This window comes from Thalassobaculum sp. (assembly GCF_040219215.1).
In the GTDB taxonomy this organism is placed as follows: domain Bacteria; phylum Pseudomonadota; class Alphaproteobacteria; order Thalassobaculales; family Thalassobaculaceae; genus Thalassobaculum_A.
This window is the reverse complement of record NZ_JAVJSX010000032.1, coordinates 1-19831: the sequence shown is the minus strand read 5'-3', so window position 1 is coordinate 19831 and position 19831 is coordinate 1. Positions and strand designations below refer to the sequence as shown.

The following is a 19831-nucleotide window of genomic DNA, read 5'->3' as shown; positions in this document are numbered from 1 at the left end:
TAATGCGCCCGCCAAGACGCCGCGGCTCCGGTCGCCCAACGCCAATCCGCAAGGGCAAGGTTCCGGCGAATGCCGATCCGATCGAATTGACCATCGATCTCGTGGGTGGTCGAGGCGACGGGGTTGGCCGTGCCGAGGTCAAGCTCGGCTGGGAGACCAAGGAGCGCTCGGTATTCGTGCCGTTCACCCTGCCGGGCGAACGGGTGCTCGCGCGGGCGGAGTTGGACCGGGGCGAAGGCGTTGCCGCCAGCCCCCTGGAACTGATCGCGATTTCGCCGGACCGGGTCGAACCGCCGTGCCCGCATTTCATGACCTGCGGCGGCTGCGCCCTGCAGCATTGGGCCACCGAGCCATATGCCGCCTGGAAGGCCGATCAGGTCCGCTCGCACCTTCGCCGGTTCGGCCTGGGCGAGACCGTGATCGATGCCCCGGTCCTGTCACCACCGGGAACCCGCCGGCGCGCCACCCTGTCGGTCCGTCGCCTGAGGGGCGGCGCGGTGCTGGGGTTCCACGAGCGTCAGGGCAACCGGATCATCGATATCACGGCGTGCTCGGTCCTCGAGCCTGCCCTGCAGGCGGTGCTGCCGGCGTTCCGGGAAGCCTTCGGCGCCCGGTTGACGGAGGGAGCCGAGGCCGACCTCTCGCTCACCCTGCTGGATACCGGGGTCGACGCCTTGCTGGTGCTGCCGGAAGCGCCCGATCTGGCGGCGCGCGAGGCCTGGGCCGAGTTGGCTGACGCCCTCGACCTGGCGAGGCTGTCCCTGCGGCGCAGTGGCGAGAGCCACGACCGAACCGAGCCGCTGGCGGCGCGCCGGCCGACGACGATCCGCTTCGGCGGTGTCGACGTGCGACCGCCAGCCGGCAGCTTCCTGCAGGCAACACGGACCGGCGAAACCGCGATCCGGAATGCCGTGCTGGCCGCCGCCGAGGGTCGCGGGTGGCGTCTCGACCTGTTCTGCGGTGTCGGAACACTGGCGCTGCCCCTGGTTGACGGCGCACCGGTGACCGCGGTCGATGGGGACGTCCAGGCGATCCGCGCCCTGCGCGCCGCTGCCGACGCCGCCGCGCTCGGCGATCGCCTGACCACCGAGGCGCGCGACCTGTTCGACCGGCCGTTCGAGGGCGACGAGTTCAAGGGCTTCGACGTGGTGGTGTTCGATCCACCAAGAAGCGGCGCGAAGGAACAGGCGGAGGCCCTGGCCGCCTCCACGGTGCCGGTGGTCGTTGCGGTGTCCTGCAACCCCGCGAGCTTCGCGCGCGACGCCCGGATACTGATCGATGGCGGCTATCGCCTCGATAAGGTGACGCCGATTGATCAATTCCTGTGGTCGCCCCACATCGAACTGGCGGCGGTCTTCCGCCGCTAGCTTTCGATGCTGAGGAGATGACAATGGCGGCGACCCGGACCGAGACGGACACTATCGGCGCGATCGAGGTGCCCGCTGAGCGGTACTGGGGCGCGCAGACCCAACGCTCGCTTGAGAACTTTCCGATCGGCGGCGAGCGCATGCCGATCGCCCTGATCCACGCGTTCGCCCTGCAGAAGCAGGCGGCCGCCCGCGCCAACCGTCGGCTCGGCATGCTGGACGAGACCATCGCCGACGCCATCGACACCGCCGCATCGGCCATCGCCGCCGGCGCGCTCGACGGCGAGTTTCCGCTGGTGGTCTGGCAGACCGGCTCGGGTACACAGACCAACATGAACCTGAACGAGGTGATCGCCGGCCACGCCAACGAGGCGCTCGGCGAAGCGCGTGGCGGCAAGTCCCCGGTCCACCCGAACGACCACGTCAACCAGAGCCAATCGTCGAACGACAGCTTTCCGACCGCCATGCACGTGGCGGCGGTGCGGGAGATACACGGGCGGCTGCTGCCCGGCCTGCGGCACCTGCACGCCGCTCTCTCCGACAAGGCGGAAGCCTTCGCCGACATCGTCAAGATCGGCCGCACCCACCTGCAGGACGCGACCCCTCTGACGCTCGGCGATGCCGTCGGCGCCTGGGCGCACCAGGTCGACATGGGAATCGCCCGGGTCGAAGCGGCGCTTCCGCGGCTTTATCAGGTGGCGCAGGGCGGCACCGCGGTTGGCACCGGGGTCAACGCGCCGGATGGGTTCGCGACCGTCTTCGCCGAGGAGTTGGCAACCCTGACCGGCCGGCCATTCGTCAGCGCGCCTAACAAGTTCGAGGCGGTGGCAGCGCACGACGCGATCGTCGAGGCGTCCGGCGCGCTCAACACCGTCGCAGCGTCGCTGATGAAGATCGCCAACGACGTACGGCTGCTGGGCTCTGGCCCACGCTGCGGAATCGGCGAGTTGATCCTGCCGGCGAACGAGCCGGGATCGTCGATCATGCCGGGTAAAGTGAACCCAACCCAGGCTGAGGCGTTGACGCAGGTGTGTGCCCGCGTGTTCGGGAACCACACGACGATCACCATCGCCGGAGCCAGCGGTCACATGGAACTGAATGTGTTCAAGCCGGTCATGATCGACGCGTTTCTGCAATCGGCCCGCCTGCTCGGCGACGCTGCCGACAGTTTCGCCGAACGGTGCGTCGAAGGGCTGGAAGCGGATCGAGACCGGATCGGGGAACTGCTGGGTCGCAGCCTGATGCTGGTCACGGCGCTGGCCCCGCACATCGGCTACGACGAAGCCGCCAAGATTGCCAAGACAGCCCACGCGGACGGCTCGACCCTGCGCGAAACCGCCGTGCGGTTGGGGCTGGTCTCCGCCGAGGACTTCGACGCCTGGGTTAGGCCCGAACTGATGCTGGGGTCCGGGCGGTGAGCGACCTGACCGCTCCGCGAAAGCGATCGGTGACGATTGCCGGTCACGCCACCAGTGTCTCGATGGAGGACGCGTTCTGGCGGCGGCTCGGCCACTTTGCCGGCGAGCGCGATCAGTCGGTCAACTCTCTGGTTGCCGAGATTGACCGAACCCGCACGACCAACCTCTCAAGCGCGGTCCGGGTGTGGGTGCTGGAACAGTGCGCCCGGCGCGCCGGACTCGATCCGGCGACCTGACTACCTCTTCAACAGATCCTTCAGGATCCCCCGCACCGCGTCCTCGGGCTTCGCCGGTTCCGGGGCCGGTGCAGGGGCTGGCGGCGCTCCAGCCCCAGAGTCCGGAGCAGGTGCCGGCGCGGGTGCGGGCGTCGAGCCACCGCCGCCAAGCCCCTTCAACAGGTCCTGCACCTTGCCATCCTTGTCGAGCTGCTTCAGCACGCCGCGTTCCACCATGCGCTTCAGGACATAGGCCTGCAGTTCCTCGATCTGCAGGATCCGGCGCGGATTATCCAGCGGCCCGACCAGCCGAACGCCGACGGGCGGGGCATTGGGGTGCTCCGACAACCGGAACGCCGCGTTGACCTCCATCTGCTGCGGCGGCAGGTTGACCACGGCGGTGGCGTCACCGGTCGCGGCGTCGGCCTGCAGCTTGATGTCGTTCGACCGCAGCACGCCCTTGGTCACCGAGTACGTGCCGGTCAGGGCGGTGAAGTTGGTCTCTCCGCCCGACAGAGCCTTCTGCGCCAGCTGCACGAAGTCCGGCGCCCGGTCGAGTTCCTTCAACCGGTCGGAGAACGCCCGCAGGTCGAACCCCTTCACCACCCCGTCGCGAACATTGAACGAGCCGGTGCCCGACAATGCCGAGACCAGCTCGAACTCCGACCCGCCCTGGGTCTTCAGATCGGTGTCGTAGGTCAGGATCCCGCTGACCGCGTCGGTGCTGGCCGCAGTCTGGGCCGCCTTGCGGACATCGGCGTCGCGTACCTTGACGACCACGGCCGCCGTCGGCGTCGGCCGGTCCGCCACCTGGGCGGTCAGGTCGAACGTCCCGCCGAACATGCCACCCGCAAGCTTCGAGACGTCGAGCACACCGTCCTTCAGCTTGCCGACCAGCTGCGCGTTATCCACGACATAGGAGCCGTAAACGATCGACTCGATGGTCGCCGTCAAGTCGGCATCGATGGTGGACAGCCCCGAGAAGTCGATGCGTTCGCGCGACCATTCCCGCGCCGCCGCCGCACCGGCCGGCACAGGGGCCGCCGGGACGGCCCCGGCCGGCTTCGGTGCCGACGGCGGCAGCCACGGATCGACCTCGACCTTGTTCACCGCCAACGCCAGCTTCACCGCCGGCCTGACGCCCCGGGAGTCGACGGTGCCTTCGCCGGTTGCCTTGATCTTGCCGAGGCCCAGTTCGGTTTCGAACAGCCTCAGACTGTCCACCGGCCCTTGGAAGCGGGTCCGAACCTTGAGCGGACCGAGGTTCGACCCGGCCGGCCGATAGTCCGGAGCGAAGGTCCGAATCAGCTTCACGGCATCGGCATGCGACGCTTCGAACGCCATGTCGGCGTCGGGAACAGCCGCGAACGGATTGGTGTTGCCGACCAGCGCTGCCGATCCGCCAGCCACGCTGACCGCGAGCTTGATGGCATAGCGTCCATCGGGACGCGTGCCGACCGTCCCCTCGCCGCTCAATGGGCCAAGCGGACCGGCGTTGGCGATCGCTCCCGGCGCCAGCACGGCAACCAGCTTCCTGGCGTCGGGATGGGCCATCGACAGCGCAAGGTCCAGCTTCGGCGGTGCCGACAGCGGCTCGGCCGTGCCCTTGACGCCAAAGCTGCCACCGGCAACCGCGAGTTTGGCATCGACCTTGACATTCTGCATGTCGCCAGCGGCCGAGCCCTTCAGCGACACCTGGCCCAGTTGCTTGGCGGAAATCGGTGACTCCGTGGACAGCAGCTTGGCGAACCGGTCGACATTCACCACCGTCACATCGAATGTCATGTCGACCGAGGGCTTGCCTGCGGCATCGCGCAGGACGCCCGCAACCGTCGCTTTGGCCCCACCGAGATCAGCCACCCCGACGTCGCGCAGGGTCAGTGTGCCGTTCTGCAGCAGTGCATCGATCCGGCCGTCGCGTATCGGAACGCCGAACGCCGTTGCCTCGCCAATCTTGATGTTGACGTTCGCATCGACCGCCGACAGGGCGGACAGCGGATTGCCGGCGCCGGCGGGCGGCGCCGCGGCATTGCCGCCGGACGGTGTGGCACCCGCCTTGGGGGCCGCCGCCTGCGGCAGGTAGGCATCGACGTTGATCCGGTCGACTTCGAGGCTGAGCCCGAACGCCGGCCGCTCTCGGATCGCCAACGTCAAGCCGCCCTTCGCCTTGGTCGCGTCCAGTTCCATCGTCCAGTCGGTGACGTCGACCTTCTTCGGCGTGGCCGCGACGGCAGCCTTGATCGACGCCTTGCGCAGCCGGTCCGGCGCAACCGCGGTGATGTCCACCCCGGCCCACTCCAAGGTGCTGCGCAGGTTGTCCGAAATCGCTTCGATTCGGCCGACGAACTGCGGTTCACCCTTTTCCGCCAGCACGGTGCCGGTAAGCGTCACCTCGGTCCCGCCCGGCAACTGCGCGGTCATCAACCGAAGGCTTCCGGCACCGTCGACCAGATCGCCGGACAACCGGACCTTGCGTATGGATGCTCCCTTGTACTGCACCGCGTCGATCGCGACGTCCACCGACCCGCCGATGCCCGTTGGCAAGGCGAAGCTGCCGGCTGCAGGTGCTGCCGTTCCACCACCACCATCGGCCGGCGCCGCCGGCTTGGAGGATGCGCTCCCCGGCGCAGCCGCCGGCAACAGAGCGTCCAAGTCCAGGCGGTTTCCGGTCAGCTTGGCGTCCACGGTCGGCCCGTCCGCCAAAGCCACCGCGACGTTGCCTTGCAGCCGGGACTCGCCAAGCACCACGACTAGGTCGCTCAGGTTCACTGCCTGCGGCGATCCGTCGAGCGATGCCTTCACGGACAGTCGCTGGCCGACACCGACAGGCCCAGACGATCCGGCATCGCCCAGGACAACGGTCAGACGCTCGACGGCCTTGCCGAGGTCCGGCGCCTCGATGCTGGCGTCGCCCTTGAACGCCGGGCCGCCTGCCATGTCGAGCGCACCGGACACCGTGGCGGTCAGAGCTCCCTCCGCCGCCGAGACCGCCGCCTTCACCGGATTCGGACGCTGCGTGTCCAACCGTCCGGCCGACGCCTGCAGCGTCATCGGCATGCCCTGGTACTTGAACGTTCCATCAATCTCGAACGGGCCCTGCAGGCCGCCCGCGGCCACGGTCACGTTCAGCGCCTCGATCCGATGCTCCGCTCCACCCGCGGCGTCGCGGTACAGCAAGGTGCCGTCTTCGATCTTGGCGGAGTCGAGCGCGATCGCCGGCGCCGAGGCGGCGCCGTCGCCCCCGCTTCCACCGGGCGTCGGCGCAGCGGCATCACCATCAGCCGGAAACTCCCAGTTGGCCCGCCCGTCGACCAGTTTCTCGAGCACGATCGTCGGCTTGACCAGGGTCACGGAGGTCACGTGGACCTTGCCGGACAGCAGCGGCAGCAGCGCCACGTGGACCCGCAACGAGTCCAGGCGAACCATCTCCGGTTCGGAACCGCCTTCGATGTTGGCGAACGCCACCTTCTCCACCGACAATGCCGGTGACGGCAGCACCGATAGGCCGATGTCGCCTTCCAAGCGCAAATCCCGCCCGGTCGCCTTCTTCGCCGCGTTCTGGATTTCCGGTTTGTAACCGTTCCAGTCGATGAAGCTCGGCACGACGAGAACCGCCCCGATCAGAACAACGACGGCAATGGCGAGACCGATCAGGACTTTGCGCACAAGGAGCCTCCACTACTCAGGCCGAAACGGCGAGCACCGACAGCGTACACACAATTCGGGCGGTTATACGGCGAACCGTCGGAAATCGCATGGGAATCCGTCGAACCACTCGCCGAACGAGGGGTTCCTCGTTCACCGCCGACGCGCAACGGCACGCCTGCGCTCGGTCAGACGATCTGGCACGCCTCGGCAATCTCGAAGCGCGGTGTCGTCCACGGCCTGGACACGGGTTCTCAGAGGTCGAACGGCGTCCTGTGCGGCAGCGGCGGCCGCATCCGTCATCGGGCCGTCTCCTGTTTGAGAAAGCCGAGGTGTTGATGGTGACACGCAGAACTATGCATAGTGCTGCACCCTAGATGCCGCCCGCCCAGAGGACGACTGATGATCCGACTGCCCGCCTTCACGTTTGCGGCAGCGCTCCTGGCGACTGCCTGCGCCAACGCCGCCACGCCGGAACGCGAACAGGAACTGATGGCGATCGCCGCCTCTTGCGCCGCCTTCTATCAAGCCGGCTTCGACCGCCTCGACCTGCCGGTCGAGCGCAACGAGGCGCAGCGGCAGGCGTTCATCGCGGTCGTGGATGCGCTCGGCATCAAGCATCTCGCTCCGAGCCAGAGAGAACCCTGGTTCATGGAGAACGTCGTCGGCCGCACCGGCATCGTGGTCAACATCATCGACCTGAAACCCGACGAATCCATTCCAAAGGTGCGCGCCAACCTCACCGCCTGCGACAAGCTTCTGCCGGAGATGAACGCCGCCGCCGGGCTGGAGTGACCATCGTTTGGAAACTCTGATCGCGGCGCTGCTGCCCGGGACACTCGAACCCTGGACCGCCGGCGGGCTCGTGGCGGTCAGCTTCATCGCCTCTCTGCTGACGGCCGCCCTCGGCCTCGGCAGCGGCCTGCTGATGGTCGCCGTGATGGCCGGCGCCGTGCCGCCCTCGGCGCTGATCCCGGTGCACGGTGTCATTCAGCTCGGCTCGAACCTTGGACGGGCCGTGCTGTTTCGCCAGCATGTCCGGAGATCGATTCTGGCGTGGTTCGCGCTCGGCGCTGTCGTCGGTGTCAGCATCGGAGCCGGGGTCGCCGTCAGCCTGCCCAAGTCGGTGCTGCTGGTGGTCATCGGGGTGTTCGTCCTGGTCTCCACCTGGGCGCCGAAGCTGGGCAACCGGCCAGTGCCGGTGCGTGGTTTCGCCCTGGTCGGTGCCGCCACTGCGTTCGTGACCATGTTCGTCGGGGCGACCGGCCCGTTCCTGGCGCCGTTCCTGGCGCCGGAGCGGCTCGGCGACCGGCAGGCGACCGTCGGCACCTTCGCCGCATGCATGAGCCTGAAGCACGGCCTCAAGGTCGCGGCATTCGCGGCCGCCGGCTTTGCCTACCTGCCCTGGCTGCCGCTCTGCGCCGTCATGATCGCCGCCGGCTTCCTTGGCACGCTGTTCGGCCGCGCCATCGTCGTGCGGATGCCGGAGCGCGCATTCCGAATGGGCTTTCGCCTGTTGCTGACCGCCCTCGCCCTGCGCATCCTGTGGCAGGCCTTTGCGTCCTGAATTCGGAACCGACGGATCCTGAGTACCGTCGAGATTGATCCGGGAGGCTTCTGGGCGAGGGTCGAGACGGCGTTCGGCAACAGACGTCCCGCGGGCGACGATTCGCCGCCCTCGGGCACAGCGCTCGGCACGCGACAATGGGCTTTCGGTTCCCGGAGTCGCCCATGCCGTCATCAGACCTTCTGATCCCGTTCTTCCTGGCTTCCATGGTGTTCGCCTGCGTGCCGGGACCGGGCATGCTCTACGCTGCGGCACAGACGTTGGCGTCGGGCCGACAGGCCGGCTGGTTGTCAGCGCTGGGCTTTCACATTGCCGGTCTCGGGCACGTCGCCGCGGCCGCGTTCGGAGTGTCCGCACTGCTGGCCGTCGTGCCGCCGCTCTTCATCGTCATGAAGCTCGCCGGAGCCGCCTACCTCATCTGGCTCGGCATCCGGTACCTCAGAGGTGCGCCAGTGCTGCCATCGGCACCCCACAGCCCGTCGGCGCCAACAGCGCGAAGAGCCTTGCGTGACAGCGTCATCGTGGAGGCGATGAATCCCAAGTCGGCACTCTTCCACCTCGCCTTCCTGCCGCAGTTCACCGACGCATCCGCCGGACTCCCGGTCTGGGTACAGATCGTTGTCCTGGGGGTGGCCGTGAACGCGATGTTCAGCATGACCGATGCCATCCTCATCGAAACGTCGCACGCGATCGCCGCGAAGCTGCGCGCATCAGAGCGCTTCATTTCCGCCCTTCAGAAGGTTGGCGGGGGCATACTCGTCGGCCTCGGCGTGAACCTGGCATTGGCACGCAACCAGTAACGGGCGTCGAACCAAGAGATCCGACCCGAGATCGCTTGCCCCGCACGACGGGCCGGGCAACCATTGCGCCTGACATACCCGGACCCTGAAGGAACCAAGCATGAGCGCCAATTCCGCCTTCCAGATCTCGGTCTTCCCGGGCGACGGCATCGGTCGCGAAGTCATGACGCCAACGATCGAGATCCTCAGGCTCCTGCAGGAGCGGATCGGCGGTTTCGATCTGCGGTTCCAGGAGGAGGCCGCCGGGGCGGCACACTACAAGGAGACGGGGACCGCGTTGCCGGAGGAAGCGATGACGCGGGCCTCGGCGACCGATGCCATCCTGCTCGGCGCCATGGGGATGCCGGATATCCGCTATCCCGATGGCCGCGAGATCGCCCCGCAGTTGGACATGCGCGAGCAGTTCGAATTGTTCGCCGGCGTGCGACCGGTTCGGACACTGCCCGGCACGCCGGTTCCGCTCGCCGACCCGCGCGCCCAGTCGCTGGACTTCGTGCTGATCCGGGAGAGCACGGAAGGGCTGTTCGCCGGTCGCGGCAAAACCCGGTTCGACGGTCCCGCCGACCGGCCGTCCGCTGCACACGACACCATGACGCTTACCCGCAAGGGTTCGGAGCGCCTGTTCGACTTCGCTTTCAAGCTGGCGTCACGCCGGCGCGACCGTGGCCATCGCGGCGAGGTCACGTGCATCGACAAAGCCAATGTGATCGGCGGCTTCTACTTCTTCCGGCAGATCTTCGACGAAGTGGCCGGCCGGCACCCCGACCTGACCAGTGGTCACATGTACGTCGACGCCTGTGCGCTGAACATGGTGCGCCAGCCTTGGATGTTTGACGTGCTGGCGACCGAGAACATGTTCGGTGACATCCTGTCCGACCTGGGTGCCGGGTTGATGGGCGGCATGGGGATGGCGCCGTCGGCCGACATCGGCGAGCGTCACGCCGTGTTCCAGCCGTGCCACGGCAGCGCCCCGGACATCGCGGGTCGCGGTCTCGCCAATCCGACAGCCACCTTCCTGTCGGCGGCGATGATGCTGGACTGGCTCGGCGACCAGCACAGCATCGCCGACTGCGGCAAAGCCGGTCGTGTTCTCGACAGCGCGGTGTCCTGCGCGTTCGTCGACAGCGCGCTGAAGCCGACCGAACTGGGCGGCACCGACGGAACCGCGTCGATCACTGCCGCCGTCATGGACGCGATCACCTCCGGCAAGGCGGAGCGCGCCGCAGATTCCGCCTGACGGTGCGCCGCAGCCGGTTTGGCGTATAATGATCCCGAGTCGGTTCCACCAGAGCCGGTGCGCGCAACGCATAGGATCCGCCGATCGCATCCATGACGCTGGCACACAAGGAAGATCATCTGCTGGACCCGACGATGCTGAAAGGTTCCAGCCCGACCAGCGGTCGCGAACGCCGTGTCCATCACCGGCGCGAAGCGGGGCGCGTGTGGGCGCAGGTCGACGGTGGCTGGTACAAGGTCCACGACCTGTCGCTCGGCGGCTTCGGTCTCGACCGGCCGGTGGAACGTCCGGACATCGGAACGGTGATCGCGGGGGAGATTCACAGCCGGACGGGCAACCGGAACTGGCACTCCAGCTTTGAAGCCACCGTCGTTCGGGTGGACGAGGACGACAACCGCATCGGCGTCGCGTTCGCCCCCCTGAAGCCCGACCAGATCGACGGGTTGCTTGCCATCCTGTCGGCGGTCGAGCGTGAGTTCGTCGACAACGAGGAGGCGGCACTGCGGTACGCCGCATTGGTCCGCCGTCTCAAGCGTATCGGAATCGCTGTCCTGTTCATCGCGACCGGCGTTGCGCTCGGATCCGCCGCCTGGTTGATGAGGTAGTCAATGCTCCCCGCCGTTGAGAGCTTCCTGTCGGGTTTTCCGAACCTCTTGCTGCATCTTGCCGTCACCCTTGGCCTGCTGGCCGGTGCGGCTGCGCTGTACACGCGCATCACGCCGCACGACGAGATCAACCTGATCCGCCACGGCAACGTGGCGGCCGCCGTTTCGTTCTCCGGCGCCATCCTCGGCCTCGCGATCCCGCTGGCGTTCTGCCTGGCCGCCAGCATCGGGGTCTGGGACATCCTGATCTGGGGCGTGGTCACGCTGCTGCTGCAGATCCTGGCGTTGCGGGTCATCGAGGCGCTGATGCAGGGCCTGTCCCATCGGATCGAGGCGGGAGAGATGGGGCCCGCCATCCTGCTGGCGTCGGTCAAACTGGCGGTTGCCGCCATCAACGCCGCCGCCGTCACCGGCTAGACCGTGCGCTTCGGCAGCGACACGTTCGGCCTGCTGGTGGCCGTCATCGCGCTGCTGATCGGGGCGCTGACCTCCAATATTTTCGGTGACCCGGCACCGCCGCCGGAACCGCAGGCATCGGTCCGCCGGCCCGCACCGACGCAGCCGCCGCCCGTCCGCCCGGCACCGGTTCCCCCGTCCGGCGATCCGGTGGTGCAGATCGACATCGGCCCGAAGCACGACAGTTCCGGGACCGCGTTCCCGGTTGGTGTCGGAGTGTGGATGACGGCGCGCCACGTCGTCGACGGCTGCGCCAAGATCGGGATCGTGACCAGCCCGAAACGGGCAGTCCGCGGCGACGCGGTCATTGTCCACGACAATGCCGATCTCGCGCTGTTCCGGTCATCGGTCAGGGCAGCACCAGTTGCCGTCGGCGACGACGACCTGAGGGTCGGACAGGCGGGCTATCACTTCGGGTTTCCCAAGGGGCAGCCAGGAGCGATGCGGTCACGCCTGCTCGGCAGCGGCACGATGCGCCTGTCCGGCCGCTACAGCACCCGGGAACCGATCCTGGCCTGGGCGGAGATCACGCGCGTGCCCGACACCGACGGCCCGCTGTCCGGCATCAGCGGCGGCCCGGTGTTCGACGCCGCGGGGCGCCTGGTCGGCGTCCATGTCGCCGGATCACTTCGCCGCGGCCGATCCTTTACGACGGCCCCACAGTCGATGCGGGAGTTGTGGTCGCAGGCCGGTGTCAGCACGGTCACCGACGGACCGGTTCCCGCCTTGACCGATCGTGATTTCGCCAGCGCCGGCGAACGGCTGCGCCAGGATCTGATTGTCGCGAAGGCGATCTGTTTGACACGCTAACCCCGCCGTCAAACCCGCTTGCCGGCACCAAGAAGACGCAGTAGCGTGCGCGCCATGAACACGTCGAGCCGCACCGACAGCCTGCGACGCCGCGCCTCCTAGAGGCGGGCTTCGACGCGTTTTCATACCCAGAAACCAGCGTTTCAGCCGCCGCCGAGCACTCGGCCGCGCGGTTCATGCGTCCGGGCCCTCACCGGCATCGCCACGAGGATAGGACATGACAACTTTGCAGACCGCCACCACCGCTCTCATGGACATCACCCCCCGGCCGCCGGTTGTGTTCGCCAGCGGCCACGGTTCCTGGCTTTACGACACCGCCGGCCGGCGCTACCTCGATCTAGTGCAGGGGTGGGCGGTCACCTGCCTCGGCCACAGCCCGGCGCCGGTCGTCAAGGCGCTGGCAGAGCAGGCCGGCAGGCTCATCAACTGCAGCCCCGCCTACCACAACGAGGCCGCCATCCGTCTGGCCGAAGGCTTGGTGGGGATCAGCGGGCTCGACCAGGTGTTCTTCACCAACTCCGGCGCCGAGGCGAACGAAGGTGCCATCAAGCTCGCACGGAAATGGGGAGCCAAGCACCGCGGCGGCGCCTACGAGATCATCACCATGGAGAACGGCTTTCACGGCCGGACCCTGGCGACCATGTCGGCATCCGGGAAGCCGGCGTGGAAGGACCTGTTCGAACCCAAGGTTCCTGGCTTCACGAAGGTTCCGTTCGGCGATCTGGCCGCGGTCGAAGCCGCGATCGGCGACCGGACGGTGGCCGTCATGCTGGAACCGATCCAGGGCGAGGCCGGCGTGATCCCGGCGGGCGCGGACTACCTTCGCAAGCTTCGGGCGTTGACCAAACAGCGCGGCGTCCTGCTGATCCTGGACGAGATCCAGACCGGGATCGGACGCACCGGCCGGATGTTCGGCTTCGAGAACTCCGGCGTCCGTCCCGACATCATGACCCTCGGCAAGGGTCTCGGCGGTGGCGTGCCGCTTGCCGCCCTGCTGGCCCGCGAGGAGGTATGCTGTTTCGAATACGGCGATCAGGGTGGCACGTTCAACGGCAACCCGCTGATGTGCGCTGTCGGTTCCGCCGTCCTGGCGGAAATCGCCGCACCGGGTTTCCTGGAGCGGGTTCAGGCGGCAAGCAAGCACCTGCAGCGGAGGCTTGAAAGCCTGTCCGGCCGCCACCGGTTCGGGCAGGTGCGCGGCCAGGGCCTGCTGCTGGCGCTCGACCTGACCCGCCCGGTCGGGCCGACGATCGTCGAGGCTGCATTGTCCAACGGTCTGCTGGTGAACGCCCCGCGCCCGGACACCCTGCGCTTCATGCCGGCACTGACCATCTCCGACGCCGAGATCGATCAGGCGGTATCCATGCTGGACGGGGTATGTGCCGAGCTGGGTGAAAAAGTACCGGCCTGACAAACCAACGGCGCCCGGTCCGATGTGGATCGGGCGCCGTCGAACTGAGTCGTTAGAATGAGAGGGTGATGCCGGTGATCGCGGCCCAGCCTTCGTTCTGAACGCCGGTGTCCGCCTTGAAGTTGGTCCGGAACACCGATGCCAGCAGGTTCACGCCCGGTCCAAGCTCGTAGTTTCCCGAGGCCATGACCGTCTCGTGCTTGCTGTCGCCGGCAGCCGTCGAATCCGCGACCTTGCCGTTGTAGTACGACAGCGACACCTGGAACGCGTCGAACGCATAGGCAATGCCGACGTCGTAGCCGCGGCCGTCGAACGAAACCGCGCTGTCGGTCCCGCCTGAACCGTTGCCCTGTGTGTCGGCGAACGATGCCCCGAAGGTGAAGCCGGCGTAACCGACATTGCCACCGATGCTGTAGCCCTCCGCACTCTTGATCGACGCCGCCGAGTTGTCGGGCTTCTCGGCCCGCAGGTAGCCGACCGCCAGTGCGACATCGACCTCACCGAACGACCGCTCGTAGTTGGCACCGATCGCGATGCCGTTGCCGTAGAGGTCGCTGGCCGGCTGGTCGTTGTTGTCGCGCTCGAACTCCGGAATGTACGACACGCCGAGTTGGAATCCCTCGAAGCGCGGCGTGAAGTACGAGACCTTGGTCGCCTTGTCGTCACCGAGATAGAGGTAGGTCGACAGGAACGCCGAGTCGGCGTCGCCGGTGCTCGGATTGATGATCCAGTCGGCGAGATCGCTGTCGTTGATGCCAATCCCGACATCCGGCGCCGCGTAGTGCATCAGCACCGCCGCGTTGTCGTTTGAACCCATCTCGAGGCGGCCAAACCGGTCTTCCAGCCACAGATAGCTGCCGTCGATCTGGTCGTCGCCCGAACTCTGGACATCCAACCCAACCTCGACGCCAACCTGCAGGCCGGTGTCGAGCGTGAAGTCGCCACCGAACGTCAGGACGCTGCCGGTGTCGGTCTTGAGGTCGAACCCGGTGAAATCGCCCGTCGTGATGTCGTCATTGTTCGCGTAGCCGAAATACTGGGTGATCTCGCCCCCGATCTCAACGTTGAGACGTTCAGCGGCAAGGGACGGCGATGCGACTGTGCCAGCAAGAAGTGCGATCGTCGCGGCGTGGCGGCAGGATCTCATGAAACGACCTCTGATTGTTCGATGACATGCACCTGCGAGATCCGACCGGATGCGGGCCGGCGGAAACCGTCAATGCACGGCCAGGGACGCCGGAACGGCGGCCCGGATGTCTGGATAGTGCCCCCCAACGCGCCGTGACCCGTATTCACGACGCGGTGGAACTATTAGTTCGCAATTATGAAATGCTCGCGCGATTTCGGCAACGAGATCTTTGGCTACCCGCGACGCCGCGGGGGGCAGCCACTCGCGCAGCTTCCCGATCGTGTCGGCCGCCCGGCCCGCCTGTTCAAAGGCGACCGCTGCCAGAAGGTCCCGCTCACCGTCGCCAACTGTCGCGCAATGCGTGCAGCGGACGTCGCGCGGGCTTGTCGCCGTATCGAGGGTCAGCATCAGGATGGCCTCCAACGGCCGCACGGCCCCTCCAACCCCGCCGGATCCGAAACCCGCCGTCATCAGCGGGATCGGATCGGTCCTGGCCTTCAGGCACCCGACCCAATGCCGGATGCCCCATACCAGGAGCGCTTCCGCCGTCGTCAGCGCGTGAACCGGCAGTTCCTCAGCGCTGGAACCGCCCGATTGTAACTGACGCCGCCCAAAGTCCTGCCGAGCCATGCATGCCTCCCAGCATCGATGCCTGGAGGCAATTCATATTGTTACTGAGAGTCGTTTGCAACAAAAGATTCAGCTCACCGATCGAAATGGGCCATCTTCAATCACACCCGCATGCGAGCGCTGGTTGGATCGTACATCGCCCGCGCCGACACCTCAGCCGGCCAGACATCGCCTGCGACGTTGATCGAATACGAGCGGGACAGCATTTCCTCCACGCTTTCGTCGCTCCGGCACGGCACGTAGCCGAGGCCGATAGCACCGCCGAGCCAATGCCCATAATTCCCGGAGGTGATCCGCCCGACCGCCTTGCCGTCCTGCAGGATCGGCTCGTTGTGGTAAAGCAGCGGCTGCGGGTCGGTCAGCCGGAACTGCAGCAACCGGTGCGACAAGCCCTGCTCCCGGCGCCGAAGCACCGCGTCGCGACCGACGAATCCCCCGAACGCTGAGCGCGGCTTATCGACCTTCACCGCGAAGCCGAGACCGGCCTCCAGCACATGGTCCTCGCCGCTGATGTCATGGCCGAAATGCCGGTACCCCTTCTCGATCCGGCAGGAGTCCAGCGCATGCATTCCGCACGGCCGCAGGCCATGCGCCTCGCCGCTCTCCACGATCGCATCGAACACGTGCCGAGCCATGTCGGTGGTGACGTAGATCTCCCAACCGAGCTCACCGACATAGCTGAGCCGGTGGGCACGGGCGAGTCCCATGCCGATCTCGATCGATTGTGCGGTACCAAACGGGAACGCCTCGTTGGACAGACTCTGCGGTGTCAGCGGCTGCAGGACATCCCGTGCCTTCGGCCCCATGACGCTGATGACCGTCTCGGCGGCGCTCACGTCGGTCACCACGCAGCGTGCTTCTTCAGGCAGATGCCGGCGCAACCAGGCAAAGTCGCGGGTCTGGGCGCCACCGGACGTCACCACCAGGAACGCCGTCTCCGACAGCCGCGTCACGGTCAGATCGGCCTCGATCCCGCCGCTTGGATTGAGCCACTGGGAATAGACGCAGCGCCCGACCGGTACCGCGACATCGGCGGCCGAGACGAGTTGCAGCACCGCCTCGGCGTCCGGTCCCTCAACCCGGAACTTGGCGAATGACGACATGTCGAACAGGCCCACACCCTCGCGCACCGCACGATGCTCGGCGGCGGCATGCTCGAACCAGTTCTGCCTGCCCCAGGAGTAGGCGTATTCGGCCCGCTCCCCCCGGGCTGCCGAGTCCGGCGGCAGGAACCAATTGGCCCGCTCCCAACCCGACGACTCGCCGAAGCAGGCGCCGCGGGCGGCGAGACGCTCGTGCAGCACCGAGGTGCGTACGCCGCGCGCCGACTCGAACTGACGGTACGGGAAGTGGTCGGCGTACAGCAGGCCGAGCGCCTCCCTGGCCCGTGTCACCAGATAACGCTTGTTGGCCTGGAACGGCTGCATCCGCCGGATGTCGACGTCCGACAAGTCCATCGGCGGCTCGCCTGCCTCCATCCATTCCGCCAAAGCCTTTCCAGCCCCGCCGCCGGACTGGATGCCGATCGAGTTGAAGCCGGCGGCAACAAAAAAGTTCCGCAGGTTCGGGGCCTCGCCAAGCAGATAGCGGTCGTCGGGCGTGAAGCTCTCCGGCCCGTTGAAGAAGGTATGGATGCCGGCGGTCTCCAGCAGCGGGAACCGCTTGACCGCGCGCTCAAGGATCGGCTCGAAGTGCTCGAAATCCTCCGGCAGCTGGTCGAAGCAGAAGTCCTCCGGACTCCCGTCGACACCCCAAGGCTTGGCGTTCGGCTCGAACGCGCCGAGCAGGATCTTGCCGGCGTCCTCCTTGTAGTAGGCGCATTCGTCCGGCACCCGCAGCACCGGCAGGCCGCGCGGCAGGTCGGCGATCGGTTCGGTGACGATATAGAAATGCTCGCAGGCCTGCAGCGGCACGTCGACACCGGCCATCCGGCCGACCTCGCGTCCCCACATGCCCGCGCAATTGACCACGTACTCGGCCTCGACCTGGCCCTGCTCGGTCTGCACTCCGGTCACCCGGCCCTCGCGCCGGGTGATGGCGGTGACCTTGATATTCTCCAGGATGGTGGCGCCGCGCTGGCGGGCGCCCTTGGCAAGGCCGAGCGCGATGTTGGCGGGATCCGCCTGCCCGTCGGTCGGCAGGAACACCCCACCGACGATTCCCTCCGGGCTGAGCAACGGGTAGCGCTCCAGGCATTCCGCAGGGGTCAACACGTGGGCTTCCAGGCCGAAGGTTCCGGCCATCGCCGCGCTGCGGCGCATCTCCTCGAACCTCTGGTCGGACAGGGCGACCGCCAGCGAGCCGTTCTTGTGATAGCCGATGGCGATGCCGGTCTCGGCCTCTAGCCCGTCATAGAGTTCGGCCGTGTACTTGGCGAGGCGGGTCATGTTGAACGAGGCCCGCAACTGGCCGATCAGCCCGGCGGCATGCCATGTGGTGCCGGAGGTCAACTGCTTGCGTTCCAGCAGCAGGACATCGCTCCAGCCCAGCTTTGTCAGGTGATAGGCGACCGAACAGCCGATCACCCCACCACCGATGATCACGACCCGCGCCTGGCTCGGCAGATTCGTCATCTCCGCCCCTTCCCATCATCCGGTGAAGACCGCCGCCTGCTGGCAGCATCTTCCTCCCGACGATTTCACAGAGCGTCCGAACCGGCAATCGGGGCATCGCAGGTCCTGGTGGAGAAGGTCTTCAACGCTTTTGGATGTGGCGAACCCAGCGGACCACGATCATCCCGGCGGCCATGGCGACCACGAACGCGAGCGTCTCCGGCTGTCCCATTGCCAGACCGGCAAGCGCCGGCCCCGGGCACAGCCCGACCAGCCCCCAGCCCACGCCGAAGATGGCGGCGCCCAGGAGCAGCGGAGCGTCCACGGTCCGGGAGGTCGGTTCGTGAAACCGACCCTCGAACAACGGCTCGCCCCGGCCGATCACCAACCGGCGGCCGACAAAGGCAACAGTCACCGCGCCGGCAAGGACGAACGCCAAGCGCGGGTCCCAGGTACCGAACACATTGAGGAACCCAAGAACGCGAGCCGGATTGACCATTTCCGACAGCACCAGCCCCCCGCCAAACAGGCCACCGCTGATCAGGCCGACCAGAAAACCCCGCATCTGCTTGTCCTCCGGCCCTAAGACGCGCCAAGCTGGTGGATACCGGAAACGGCAGCAACCGTCGCCATTGCCACCAGCAGGAACACGGCAACCGCGGCCATCGACCGCGGCGACAGCCTCGCAAGTCCGCAGACGCCATGCCCGCTGGTACAGCCGTTGCCAAGTGTCGAGCCGGCGCCGACGAAAAAGCCACCCACAACAATCCACGGCAGTCCGACCGGCGGTAGGGTCGCGAAGCCAGCACCGAGCGCAGCGATGATTACCGGGATGCCGATCAGACCGATCAGGAATCCACTGGCCCAGCCGGGCAGCCGGCCGTCGAAGGGCGGAAGGATCCGGCCGAACACGCCACTGACGCCCGCAATCCGGCCAACGCCCAGCAACAGAACAACCGCCGACAGGCCGATCAGTGCGCCGCCGGCGAGCGCGGTGGCGGCGGCACCAATTGTCAACGATGTCATATGGCAGCTCCGTTCATGGTCCGGCTACTGTCAACCGCCTTGGACAGGAGCAGGTTGCGGAGGCTGGGAGTAAATCCAATGGCCGGCAACACCGCCGACGGCTGCGGCTGTCAGCGTCGCCATCCCGCCGCCACCCAGCAGGTCGATGATCACAGCACCCGCAACCGCTCCGGCCGCGATGGCGATCAACTGGTCCGTGGTAATGACGACGAGGGTCTGCCGATTCAGCACATCCTGAGTGTTCCGGCGGGCCGCATCGGCCATGCGCTGAAAGTCGGAACGCAACCGCTCCAGCATCGCGTTCATATCATGAGACATGTTCTCGCCGGCCTGGGGAGCCGGCGTTGAGGCTGCGCCCGCGGATCCGGACTGCTGCGCGGCGGCCGGCAGTGATCCAGCGATGAACAAGGCGGCGGCGACCAGCGTCACCCGAATAACCGAAAACATTCCACTCTCCTCGCAATCCCAACAACACAACGACCGGCAGTATGGCCGCTCGTCGAATGCGGACCGTTGATCTGCGTCAATCGACCAGCGGAGACGAAGAAGTGGTGGACCCGGCAGGATTCGAACCTGCGACAACACCGTTATGAGCGGCGCGTTCTGACCGCTGAACTACGGGTCCGGCGCCGACGGTCCGGCGTTGCCAGCCAGTTACCGGGCTAGCCCGCCGGCTGTCAACGCACGAGACCCGTCGATGCTCAGTAGTCGAGGAAGCTGCGCAGTTTGCGCGAACGGCTCGGGTGCTTCAGCTTGCGCAGCGCCTTCGCCTCGATCTGCCGGATGCGCTCGCGAGTCACGCTGAACTGCTGGCCGACCTCTTCCAGGGTGTGGTCGGTGTTCATGCCGATGCCGAAGCGCATGCGCAGCACCCGCTCCTCGCGCGGGGTCAGGCTGGCCAGCACCCGCGTGGTGGTCTCGCGCAGGTTGGCGTGGATCGCCGCGTCCAGCGGCTGGACCGCG

19 protein-coding genes and 1 tRNA gene are annotated in these 19831 nt (G+C 67.1%); 11 read left to right on the top strand and 9 right to left on the bottom strand.

The window, feature by feature from the left end:
* Nucleotides 1-2 precede the first annotated feature (2 nt).
* Genes RIC54_RS20750 through RIC54_RS20740 form a run of 3 tightly spaced genes read left to right on the top strand, consistent with a single transcriptional unit; the run spans nucleotide 3 to nucleotide 3021 of the window.
* Entirely contained in the window at nucleotides 3-1367 is a 1365-nt protein-coding gene (locus RIC54_RS20750) for a class I SAM-dependent RNA methyltransferase (protein ID WP_350089215.1), read from the top strand.
* Nucleotides 1368-1390: 23 nt separating this feature from the next.
* Nucleotides 1391-2785, top strand: coding sequence for a class II fumarate hydratase (gene fumC / locus RIC54_RS20745; RefSeq protein WP_350089218.1), 1395 nt, complete (start codon nucleotides 1391-1393; stop codon nucleotides 2783-2785).
* Nucleotides 2782-3021, top strand: coding sequence for a ribbon-helix-helix domain-containing protein (locus RIC54_RS20740; RefSeq protein WP_350089221.1), 240 nt, complete (start codon nucleotides 2782-2784; stop codon nucleotides 3019-3021). The genes fumC and RIC54_RS20740 overlap by 4 nt, the downstream gene beginning before the upstream one ends.
* On the opposite strand, the gene RIC54_RS20735 is transcribed toward RIC54_RS20740, so the two are convergent.
* Nucleotides 3022-6666 carry an AsmA family protein gene (locus tag RIC54_RS20735; protein ID WP_350089224.1) on the bottom strand — a complete coding sequence of 1215 codons (3645 nt, stop codon included), beginning with the start codon at nucleotides 6664-6666 and terminating at the stop codon, nucleotides 3022-3024.
* A gap of 381 nt (nucleotides 6667-7047) precedes the next feature.
* Between RIC54_RS20735 and RIC54_RS20730 the strand changes: the two genes are divergently transcribed.
* The 8 genes from RIC54_RS20730 (at nucleotide 7048) to RIC54_RS20695 (ending at nucleotide 13531) form a co-directional block, all read left to right on the top strand.
* A complete protein-coding gene (locus RIC54_RS20730; RefSeq protein ID WP_350089227.1) occupies nucleotides 7048-7440 on the top strand; it encodes a hypothetical protein in 393 nt (130 codons plus the stop codon).
* Between the two features lie 7 nt (nucleotides 7441-7447).
* Nucleotides 7448-8212, top strand: a complete 765-nt coding sequence (locus tag RIC54_RS20725; protein WP_350089230.1) for a sulfite exporter TauE/SafE family protein — start codon at nucleotides 7448-7450, stop codon at nucleotides 8210-8212.
* A gap of 164 nt (nucleotides 8213-8376) precedes the next feature.
* Entirely contained in the window at nucleotides 8377-9012 is a 636-nt protein-coding gene (locus tag RIC54_RS20720) for a LysE family translocator (protein WP_350089233.1), read from the top strand.
* A gap of 100 nt (nucleotides 9013-9112) precedes the next feature.
* On the top strand, nucleotides 9113-10249 hold the full coding sequence (locus tag RIC54_RS20715) for an isocitrate/isopropylmalate dehydrogenase family protein (RefSeq protein WP_350089236.1): 1137 nt from the start codon (nucleotides 9113-9115) through the stop codon (nucleotides 10247-10249).
* A 92-nt stretch (nucleotides 10250-10341) separates the two neighbouring features.
* Nucleotides 10342-10854 carry a PilZ domain-containing protein gene (locus RIC54_RS20710; protein ID WP_350089239.1) on the top strand — a complete coding sequence of 171 codons (513 nt, stop codon included), beginning with the start codon at nucleotides 10342-10344 and terminating at the stop codon, nucleotides 10852-10854.
* A 3-nt stretch (nucleotides 10855-10857) separates the two neighbouring features.
* Nucleotides 10858-11271, top strand: a complete 414-nt coding sequence (locus tag RIC54_RS20705) for a DUF350 domain-containing protein (RefSeq protein ID WP_350089242.1) — start codon at nucleotides 10858-10860, stop codon at nucleotides 11269-11271.
* Nucleotides 11272-11274: 3 nt separating this feature from the next.
* Nucleotides 11275-12120, top strand: coding sequence for a S1 family peptidase (locus RIC54_RS20700; protein ID WP_350089245.1), 846 nt, complete (start codon nucleotides 11275-11277; stop codon nucleotides 12118-12120).
* 217 nt (nucleotides 12121-12337) lie between these two features.
* Nucleotides 12338-13531 (top strand): acetylornithine transaminase, encoded by a 1194-nt coding sequence (locus tag RIC54_RS20695; RefSeq protein ID WP_350089248.1) that lies wholly within the window; start codon nucleotides 12338-12340, stop codon nucleotides 13529-13531.
* A 52-nt stretch (nucleotides 13532-13583) separates the two neighbouring features.
* Here the strand turns inward: RIC54_RS20695 and RIC54_RS20690 are convergent, their stop codons facing one another.
* From RIC54_RS20690 to RIC54_RS20655, 8 genes are all read right to left on the bottom strand, one after another.
* On the bottom strand, nucleotides 13584-14678 hold the full coding sequence (locus RIC54_RS20690) for a porin (protein ID WP_350089251.1): 1095 nt from the start codon (nucleotides 14676-14678) through the stop codon (nucleotides 13584-13586).
* Nucleotides 14679-14747: 69 nt separating this feature from the next.
* Nucleotides 14748-15290: a hypothetical protein gene (locus RIC54_RS20685; protein ID WP_350089254.1), complete on the bottom strand. Its 543-nt coding sequence runs from the start codon at nucleotides 15288-15290 to the stop codon at nucleotides 14748-14750.
* Nucleotides 15291-15391: 101 nt separating this feature from the next.
* Nucleotides 15392-17863, bottom strand: coding sequence for a GcvT family protein (locus tag RIC54_RS20680; protein ID WP_350151390.1), 2472 nt, complete (start codon nucleotides 17861-17863; stop codon nucleotides 15392-15394).
* A 121-nt stretch (nucleotides 17864-17984) separates the two neighbouring features.
* Nucleotides 17985-18407 carry a DUF6691 family protein gene (locus RIC54_RS20675; protein ID WP_350089260.1) on the bottom strand — a complete coding sequence of 141 codons (423 nt, stop codon included), beginning with the start codon at nucleotides 18405-18407 and terminating at the stop codon, nucleotides 17985-17987.
* Between the two features lie 17 nt (nucleotides 18408-18424).
* Complete coding sequence (locus tag RIC54_RS20670) at nucleotides 18425-18868, bottom strand: YeeE/YedE family protein (RefSeq protein ID WP_350089263.1); 444 nt, start codon at nucleotides 18866-18868, stop codon at nucleotides 18425-18427.
* A 30-nt stretch (nucleotides 18869-18898) separates the two neighbouring features.
* The gene (locus RIC54_RS20665) at nucleotides 18899-19297 is read right to left on the bottom strand and encodes a hypothetical protein (protein WP_350089266.1); all 399 of its coding nucleotides are present in this window, start codon (nucleotides 19295-19297) and stop codon (nucleotides 18899-18901) included.
* Nucleotides 19298-19417: 120 nt separating this feature from the next.
* Nucleotides 19418-19493 (bottom strand) — tRNA-Ile (locus RIC54_RS20660).
* Nucleotides 19494-19569: 76 nt separating this feature from the next.
* Nucleotides 19570-19831: sigma-70 family RNA polymerase sigma factor (locus RIC54_RS20655; protein ID WP_350151388.1), on the bottom strand; the 262-nt coding region annotated here is incomplete at its 5' end.

Bases quoted from the DNA above. Each gene is read 5' to 3' on its own strand.
- RIC54_RS20750 (WP_350089215.1), top strand. From the start codon at position 3: ATGCGCCCGCCAAGACGCCGCGGCTCCGGTCGCCCAACGCCAATCCGC.
- fumC (WP_350089218.1), top strand. From the start codon at position 1,391: ATGGCGGCGACCCGGACCGAGACGGACACTATCGGCGCGATCGAGGTG.
- RIC54_RS20730 (WP_350089227.1), top strand. From the start codon at position 7,048: ATGATCCGACTGCCCGCCTTCACGTTTGCGGCAGCGCTCCTGGCGACT.
- RIC54_RS20720 (WP_350089233.1), top strand. From the start codon at position 8,377: ATGCCGTCATCAGACCTTCTGATCCCGTTCTTCCTGGCTTCCATGGTG.
- RIC54_RS20715 (WP_350089236.1), top strand. From the start codon at position 9,113: ATGAGCGCCAATTCCGCCTTCCAGATCTCGGTCTTCCCGGGCGACGGC.
- RIC54_RS20710 (WP_350089239.1), top strand. From the start codon at position 10,342: ATGACGCTGGCACACAAGGAAGATCATCTGCTGGACCCGACGATGCTG.
- RIC54_RS20705 (WP_350089242.1), top strand. From the start codon at position 10,858: ATGCTCCCCGCCGTTGAGAGCTTCCTGTCGGGTTTTCCGAACCTCTTG.
- RIC54_RS20695 (WP_350089248.1), top strand. From the start codon at position 12,338: ATGACAACTTTGCAGACCGCCACCACCGCTCTCATGGACATCACCCCC.
- RIC54_RS20690 (WP_350089251.1), bottom strand. From the start codon at position 14,678: ATGAGATCCTGCCGCCACGCCGCGACGATCGCACTTCTTGCTGGCACA.
- RIC54_RS20685 (WP_350089254.1), bottom strand. From the start codon at position 15,290: ATGGCTCGGCAGGACTTTGGGCGGCGTCAGTTACAATCGGGCGGTTCC.
- RIC54_RS20680 (WP_350151390.1), bottom strand. From the start codon at position 17,863: ATGACGAATCTGCCGAGCCAGGCGCGGGTCGTGATCATCGGTGGTGGG.
- RIC54_RS20675 (WP_350089260.1), bottom strand. From the start codon at position 18,407: ATGCGGGGTTTTCTGGTCGGCCTGATCAGCGGTGGCCTGTTTGGCGGG.
- RIC54_RS20670 (WP_350089263.1), bottom strand. From the start codon at position 18,868: ATGACATCGTTGACAATTGGTGCCGCCGCCACCGCGCTCGCCGGCGGC.